The 7658-nt window shown below is 67.0% G+C and carries 5 protein-coding genes and 1 pseudogene; 4 read left to right on the top strand and 2 right to left on the bottom strand.

Annotated elements, in window-relative coordinates:
- Positions 1–249: 249 nt before the first annotated feature.
- Positions 250–417: pseudogene (locus AC2VLV_RS10425) on the bottom strand (VOC family protein); the annotation flags it as partial.
- Between the two features lie 218 nt (positions 418–635).
- Positions 636–1919 carry a DEAD/DEAH box helicase gene (locus tag AC2VLV_RS10430; RefSeq protein WP_486989920.1) on the bottom strand — a complete coding sequence of 428 codons (1284 nt, stop codon included), beginning with the start codon at positions 1917–1919 and terminating at the stop codon, positions 636–638.
- Between the two features lie 384 nt (positions 1920–2303).
- Between AC2VLV_RS10430 and AC2VLV_RS10435 the strand changes: the two genes are divergently transcribed.
- The 4 genes from AC2VLV_RS10435 to AC2VLV_RS10450 form a co-directional block, all read left to right on the top strand.
- Entirely contained in the window at positions 2304–3797 is a 1494-nt protein-coding gene (locus AC2VLV_RS10435; RefSeq protein WP_486989921.1) for an FAD-linked oxidase C-terminal domain-containing protein, read from the top strand.
- Positions 3798–3848: 51 nt separating this feature from the next.
- On the top strand, positions 3849–4973 hold the full coding sequence (gene glcE / locus AC2VLV_RS10440) for a glycolate oxidase subunit GlcE (protein WP_486989922.1): 1125 nt from the start codon (positions 3849–3851) through the stop codon (positions 4971–4973).
- A gap of 5 nt (positions 4974–4978) precedes the next feature.
- Positions 4979–6292 carry a glycolate oxidase subunit GlcF gene (gene glcF, locus AC2VLV_RS10445; protein WP_486989923.1) on the top strand — a complete coding sequence of 438 codons (1314 nt, stop codon included), beginning with the start codon at positions 4979–4981 and terminating at the stop codon, positions 6290–6292.
- Between the two features lie 242 nt (positions 6293–6534).
- On the top strand, positions 6535–7658 hold a 1124-nt coding region (locus AC2VLV_RS10450; RefSeq protein ID WP_486989924.1), incomplete at its 3' end, for an ABC transporter substrate-binding protein.

The following is a 7658-nucleotide window of genomic DNA, read 5'->3' on the forward strand; positions in this document are numbered from 1 at the left end:
ACCCGCGTTCCCCCCCCTGGGGTCGGGCGCCCCGGCGGCGCCCAGCCCCACGCCTTTTGCCCTCACCTCTGGCCCACAACGCCGCCGACGCCCCGTCTGGGGGCAACCCTACGGGCCGGGGGTCTGGGCGGCGCACTGCCACGTTGCAGTCCGCTTGTGGCGCCACACGCCACGGCGCGGCCTGCGCCTCGCATTGCCTCCGCCCAGACCCCCGGCGCGGGGGCATCAATAGCGTTAACAGGCCCTATTCCAGAAATCGGGTTTGGGTGGCGTGCCAAAACCCGCCACATCGGTATGCCCGGTGATCGCCGCGGGAAATTCGGCAAGCAGTTGATAGCCGATTGTCGAAAGCGCTGCACTGTAAAAGGCTTTGGCGCCTTCAAAATCGCTGACGATGACACCCGTATGGTCGATCATGTGAGTCTCCCAGTTGAACCGCTGCGGCAGTCTACTCAGACCTGCATGACAAGCCGACCTACGCATTGACGCCAGCGCCTGCTCAGGCGTGCACCGTTGCGCACCCTGACTTTTGCGCAACACAGCTTTGCGTTCGACAAAATGCAAAATGCCGGGTTACTCCTGCCCCGCTGCAGCGCAGCAAACAGAATGATCTGGAACTCCGCGCGGGGTCAGACCTAGCTGCGCAGCACGCCCGCTGCCGCTTCGCGCAGCTTGTCTTTTTTGCTTTTGCGCCGACCCTTGATGCCGCCGTTTGCGTCTCGTGGCGTGGGCGCGGCGGGCTGTGCGGCGGGCTCGAACCCGGGCGCCTGCTCGCGCGGCACGCTCTGCTGCAGGCGCTTTTCGATCAAGCGCAACTGTGCGGCGCTGCCCGGCGCGTCGGCGCAGAGGAAGCTCACCGCCAGGCCGGGCTCGCCCGCTCTGCCGGTGCGGCCGATGCGGTGGGTGTAGTCGATTGCGGAGCGTGGCAGGTCGTAATTGACCACTGCGGCCAGTTGGGCCACATCGATGCCGCGCGCGGCCAGATCGGTGGCGACCAGCACCGCCAGCCTCCGGTCGTGAAAATCGGCCAGCGCCTGCGCCCGTCGGCTCTGGCTGAGCTGCCCGTGAAAAGCGGCGGCGGCAAGCCCGGCGCGCCGCAATTTTTCGGCCACATGCTCGGTGGCATATTGCGTGGCGACGAACACCAGCACGCGGTCCCATCCTTCAGCGGCGATGAGGTGGCGCAGCAGCATGGTGCGGCGCGCGGCGTCCACCTCGATCACGCGCTGGTGGATGCGCGGCATGGCCGGGGCGTGCGCAATCGTCGTCTCAAACCGGCGCGCGTCGTGCAACACAGCCCTGGCCAAAGTGGCGACCGCGTCTGGCAGGGTGGCACTGAACATCAGGGTTTGGCGCTGCGCGGGCAGCAGGCTGAGCAGCGTGTTGATCTCCTCGGAGAACCCCAGGTCGAGCAGCCGGTCGGCCTCGTCAAGCACCAGCATCCGCACCGTCGACAGGCGCAGCACCTTCTGTTCGGCCAGATCGAGCAGGCGTCCGGGGGTGGCGACCACCAGTTGCGCACCGCCCTGCAGGGCCTGCCGCTGCGCCTGCAGCGCAACGCCGCCAACCGCGACCACGGTGTTGAGTTGCGGCGCCAGGCTGCGGGCGCTTGCGCCAATTTGCGCGGCGAGTTCGCGCGTGGGCGCAAGAACCAGCGCGCGCAGGGTGCGCGGTGGTGCAGGCGGCCACTGCGGCTCGACCAGCAGACGCTGCAGCAGGGGCAGCAGAAAGGCTGCGGTTTTGCCCGAGCCGGTGGACGCCAAGCCCAGCACATCGTCTCCCTGGAGCGCGCTCGGCAGCACGGCCGCCTGAATGGCAGTGGGCGTGCTCCAGCCGAGGGCGGCGGCGGCCTGCACCAGGGCGGGAACCAGCCCGAGTTCGGAAAAGCCGGGGCGCGGTTCTGCGGAAAGGTCGGGCATGGCGGCGGCAGGTTTGTCTGGCGATTGTCGGGGGAAAAACGCCCGCAAAACCTGCGGGGTGCGGTGAAGTGTCGAAAGCACGCTGCGCATTGTCTGCCAGGAGCCTGTCGGGCTTGAGTCGCGTCGAGCGATCTCCAGCCAGGCAGGCTCCGAGGTGACGCCGTTTGCGGACAGGCCATGCGCAACATTACCCCCGTTTCGCAGACCAGTGCCACTCGCCTTGCTGCAAGCGTCGGCATGCTCCGTTCGCTGCACTGACTTTTGCGCAACACTGCTTTGCCTTCGACAAAACGCAAAAAGCCGGGTTACTCCTGCCCCGCTGCAGCGCAGCAAACGGGATAATCTGCAAGCAAATACAACAAAGTTCTCACGGACAGACTCGCCATGAATGCCCCCCTCCAACCCGACATCGCCGCCCGTGCCGCGCGGCAGGCCGAAGTGGTCGCCGCGCTAGGCGCGGTGGTGCCGCCGCACATCCTGCTCTGGCAGCCGGAGGAGGTCACGCCCTACGAGTGCGACGGCCTTTCGGCCTATCGGCGCAAACCCTTGGTTGTCGTACTGCCGGAAACCGAGGCGCAGGTGGCGGCGGTACTCAAGGCCTGTCACAAGCTGAACGTGCCGGTGGTGGCGCGGGGCGCGGGCACGGGCCTGTCGGGCGGGGCGCTGCCCAACGAAGACGGCGTGCTGCTGGCGCTGGCGCGGTTCAACCGCATCAAGCGCGTCGATGCCATCGCGCGCACCGCCACGGTGGAATGCGGGGTGCGCAACCTGGCTATTTCGGAGGCCGCGGCGCCGCACGGCCTGTTCTACGCGCCCGATCCGAGCAGCCAGATCGCCTGCACCATCGGCGGCAACATCGCCGAAAACTCAGGCGGCGTGCATTGCCTCAAATACGGCCTCACCGTGCACAACGTGCTGCAGGTGCGCGGCTACACGGTGGAGGGCGAGCCGCTGACCATCGGCGGTCTGGCCTGCGACTGTCCCGGCCCCGATCTGCTCGCCGCGGTGATCGGCAGCGAAGGCATGCTCATGGTCGTCACCGAAGTGACGGTCAAACTGCTGCCCAAACCCGTGTTGGCGCGCTGCATCATGGCCAGCTTCGACGATCTGCGCAAGGCGGGCGACGCGGTGGCGGCCATCATCGCCGCGGGCATCATTCCGGCCGGGCTGGAAATGATGGATCAACCCATGACCGTGGCGGCCGAGTCGTTCGTGCACGCGGGCTACGACCTGGACGCCAAGGCCATTTTGCTGTGCGAGAGCGACGGCACGCCCGAGGAGGTCGAAGAAGAAATCGGCCGCATGACCGAAGTGCTGTCGCGCTGCGGAGCAACCAGGCTGAAGTGCAGCGAAAGCGAGGCCGAGCGTCTGCGCTTCTGGAGCGGGCGCAAGAATGCCTTTCCCGCTACCGGCCGCATCTCGCCCGACTACTACTGCATGGACGGCACCATTCCGCGCAAGCGCGTGGCCGACATGCTCGAGGCCATTCAGGGCATGGAGAGCAAGTACGGCCTGCGCTGCGTGAACGTGTTCCATGCGGGCGACGGCAATCTGCACCCGCTCATCCTGTTCGATGCCAACCAGCCCGGCGAGCTGCACCGCGCCGAAGAGTTTGGCGCCGAGATTCTGGAGACCAGCGTGGCCATGGGCGGCACGGTCACCGGCGAGCACGGCGTGGGCTTCGAGAAGATCAACGCCATGTGCGTGCAGTTCAGCCCTGAAGAGCGCGAGCAGTTTTTCGCCTTCCGCCGCGCCTTCGATCCGGGTGAAACGCTCAATCCCGGCAAGCAGATTCCCACCCACGCCCGCTGTGCCGAGTACGGCAAGATGCATGTGCGCGGCGGCCTGCTGCCGTTTCCCAACCTTCCCCGGTTTTAACCGCGTCGCATTCCGATCTTGGCTGCGACCCCGCGCCGCAGCGTCCCGTACATGCAAGCAGACGATCTGATTCCTCTTTGGCAAGACCTGGTGCGCGAGGCCGCCTCGCGCGGCGAACGCATTCGCATTCACGGCGGCGGCAGCAAAGCGCCGTGGTGGGCCGCCGCGCAGCACAGCGGGGTAGATGCCGCCGAACACACGCTCGACGCCACGCAGCTGTCGGGCATCACCCACTTCGAGCCGACCGAGCTGGTCATCACCGCGCGGGCGGGCACGCCGCTGGCCGAGATTGAAGCGGCACTGGCCGAGCATCATCAGTTCCTGCCCTTCGAGCCGCCGCACTTCGCCCGCATCGGCCGCGCCACGCTGGGCGGCATGGTGGCCAGCGCCATGAGCGGCCCGGCGCGCATCAGCGCCGGCGGGGTGCGCGACTATGTGCTCGGCGCCACCCTGCTCAATGGCAAGGGCGAGGTGCTGCGCTTCGGCGGCGAGGTGATGAAAAACGTCGCCGGTTTCGACGTCTCTCGCCTGCTGTGCGGCTCGCTCGGCTCGCTCGGGGTCATTCTCGACGTGTCGCTCAAAATCATGCCCGTGGCCCCGGCGGAAACCACCCTGCGCTTCTCCATGACGCAGGACGAAGCCATCACCCGCTGCAACACCTGGGCCGCGCAACCCCTGCCGCTCAACGCCAGCGCCTGGCTGCCCGACCGCAGCGCGGGCACCGGCAAAGGCGTGCTCACCCTGCGGCTGCGCGGCGCGCAGGCCGCAGTGCAGGCCGCGCAGACCCGGCTAGGCGGCGAACGCATGGCCGAGACGGAAGCCGCCGCCTTCTGGACCGGGCTGCGCGAGCAGTCCCTGCCCTGGTTCGCCCCCACCTGGCCGGGCGATTCGCAGGCCGCGCTGTGGCGACTGTCGCTGCCCTCCACCGCACCCGCGCTCGATCTTTCCGGCACGCAGCTGGTGGAATGGTTCGGCGGCCTGCGCTGGCTCATCAGCGCCGCGCCGGCACCCATCATTCATGAAGCCGCCCGGCAAACCGGCGGCCATGCCACGCGCTTTCGCGGCGGCGACGCCAGTGCGCCCGTGTTCGACACCGCGCAGGCCACGCTGCTGCGCATTCAGCGCAACGTCAAGGCCGCCTTCGACCCGCACGGCGTATTCCCCACTCTTTTCTGATCCCGATGGAAACCCATCTCAGCCCCGAATTCGCCAGCACGCCCGAAGGCCAGCAGGCCGAAGCCATTCTGCGCAACTGCGTGCACTGCGGCTTTTGCACCGCCACCTGTCCCACCTATCAACTGCTGGGCGATGAGCTCGACGGCCCGCGCGGCCGCATCTACCAGATCAAACAGGTGCTCGAAGGCGAGGCGCCCACCCGCACCACCCAGCTGCACCTCGACCGCTGCCTCACCTGCCGCAACTGCGAGACCACCTGCCCGTCCGGGGTCGAATACGGCCGTCTGGTGGACATTGGCCGCGCCGTGGTCGATGCCAAGGTGGAACGTCCCGCCGGAGAAAAACTCGCCCGCTGGGCGCTGCGCGAAGGCATGACTTCCAGCCTGTTCGCCCCGGCCATCAAACTCGGTCAGGCGCTGCGCCCGCTGGTGCCTGCCGCGCTGCGCGATAAGGTGCCGCCGCGGCAGCGCGCAGGCAAACGACCACAGCGCGAACACGCCCGCAAGGTGCTGATGCTGGGCGGCTGCGTGCAGCCCACGCTCATGCCCAATATCGGCGCGGCCACCGCCCGCGTGCTCGATGCCGTTGGCGTGCAGCCGCTGCTGGCCGACGGCGCCGGTTGCTGCGGCGCCATTCGTCAACATCTGAGCGACCACGACGGCGCGCTAGCCGACATGAAGCGCAATGTCGATGCATGGTGGCCGCTGGTGGAAAGCGGCGCGGTCGAAGCCATCGTGATGGACGCCTCGGGCTGCGGCGCCATGGTCAAGGAATATGGCCACCACCTGCGGCACGACCCCGCTTACGCCGATCGCGCCCAGCGCATCAGCGCGCTGTGCCAGGACATCAGCGAGTATCTGCCGCAGTTCGCCGCGCCCCTCAAGACGCTGCTCTCAGGAAAACGCCGGGCCGCCCCAAGTTTTCCTGACCCCCTCGGGGGGCGGGCAGGGCGTGAACCTGCCCAGGGGGCTCCCAATCCCAAACCGGTTGACCACCTCGCCTACCACCCGCCCTGCACCCTGCAGCACGCGCAACAGGTGCGCGGCGGGGCCGAGGCTCTGCTGCGTGAGCTGGGCTTCGAAGTCAAGCTGCCGCTGGAGAGCCACCTGTGCTGCGGCTCTGCCGGCACCTACTCGGTGCTGCAGCCCGAGTTGTCGAAAGAGCTGCGCAACCGCAAGCTGCAGCATCTGGCCGAAACCGCGCCGCAGCGCATCGTCAGCAGCAATATCGGCTGCATCCAGCATCTGCAGACCGGCACCACCATTCCCGTGCAACACTGGGTGGAACTGCTCGACGAGGCGCTGCACGGCAAACCCTGAACGCTGTTGGATTTCCGCCTCTGAGCACAGCGGATGCAGTTGTCAGCCTCGGCCGGGTTATGGACAATGCAAAAAATTTACAAAAAACAGGGGCCGGGGGGCCCTGCCCGCTTCGTGCGCAGATGCTGGCTTGTTCCGCTACCTGGTCGTCACCCTCCCCTGATGTTCCTCACTCTCGCAGCACAGGCCAGCAAGTTGGCTGAACTGCAGAATCCTTGCCGACGCATTTTTCCGAGACCACGATGAAATTTTTTGCCACCCTGTTTGCTGGCTTGAGTCTGATGGCGTCCACGTCCGCATTTGCGGCCACGCCGGGCGTGACTGACACGCAAATCGTCATCGGCCAGTCGGCCCCGCTGACCGGGCCGGCGGCGCAGCTCGGCATCCGCCTGCGCATGGGCATCGAGGCGTATTTCAAACAGGTCAATGCCGACGGCGGCGTGGCCGGGCGCAGCCTCAAGCTGGTCAGCCTCGATGACGGCTACGAGCCGCCCCGCGCTGTGGCCAATACCAAGACCTTCATCAACGGCGGCGATGTGTTCGCCCTGCTCGGCTACGTCGGCACACCCACCACCCTGGCGGCCAAGCCCCTGATCGATCAGGCGGGTATTCCCCTCATCGGCCCGTTCACCGGCGCGATGGGGCTGCGCTCCCCGGTCGATCCCTACATTTTCAACATCCGCGCCAGCTACAACGACGAAACCCGCAAGATCGTCGATCAGTTCCTGTTCCTCGGCCTGAAAAAGATCGCCGTGTTCTACCAGGACGACGCCTACGGCATGGCCGGACTGACGGGCGTGCAAAAAGCCCTGGCCGCGCACAATCTCAAGCCCGTGGCCACCGGCACGGTCAAACGCAACACGGTGGACGTGGCCGGAGCGCTCGCCTCCATCCTGCCGTCCAAGCCCGACCTCATCGTCGAAATCGGCACCTACACCGAAGTCGCCGCCTTCAATCAGCAGGCGATTGCCAAGGGCTACGGCGGCCAGTTCGCCAACGTGAGCTTCGTCGGCTCTGAAGCGCTGGCCAAGGCGCTCGGCCCCGAGGGCAACGGCGTCATCATCACCCAGGTCGTGCCCTTCCCCTTCTCCACCGTCACCCCGCTGGTGCGCGAGTACCAGGCCGCGATGAACACCGCCGGGCATAAAGGCGATTACGACTTCACCAGCCTGGAAGGCTATATCGACGCCAAGGTTCTGGTGCAGGCCCTGCGCAAAGCCGGCAAGACGCTCACCCGCGCCAGCCTGATGGACGCCCTCAACAGCATGGGCAACGAGAACCTCGGCGGCTTCACCGTGCGCTTCTCGCCCGACAACCACTCCGGCTCCGACTACGTGGACACCACCAGCATCACCGCGAGCGGCGG

Source organism: Thiomonas sp. TH-17 (genome assembly GCF_057473305.1).

Excerpts from the sequence above, each read along its gene's own strand:
- glcE (WP_486989922.1), top strand. The coding sequence starts at position 3,849 with ATGCAAGCAGACGATCTGATTCCTCTTTGGCAAGACCTGGTGCGCGAG.
- glcF (WP_486989923.1), top strand. The coding sequence starts at position 4,979 with ATGGAAACCCATCTCAGCCCCGAATTCGCCAGCACGCCCGAAGGCCAG.
- AC2VLV_RS10435 (WP_486989921.1), top strand. The coding sequence starts at position 2,304 with ATGAATGCCCCCCTCCAACCCGACATCGCCGCCCGTGCCGCGCGGCAG.
- AC2VLV_RS10430 (WP_486989920.1), bottom strand. The coding sequence starts at position 1,919 with ATGCCCGACCTTTCCGCAGAACCGCGCCCCGGCTTTTCCGAACTCGGG.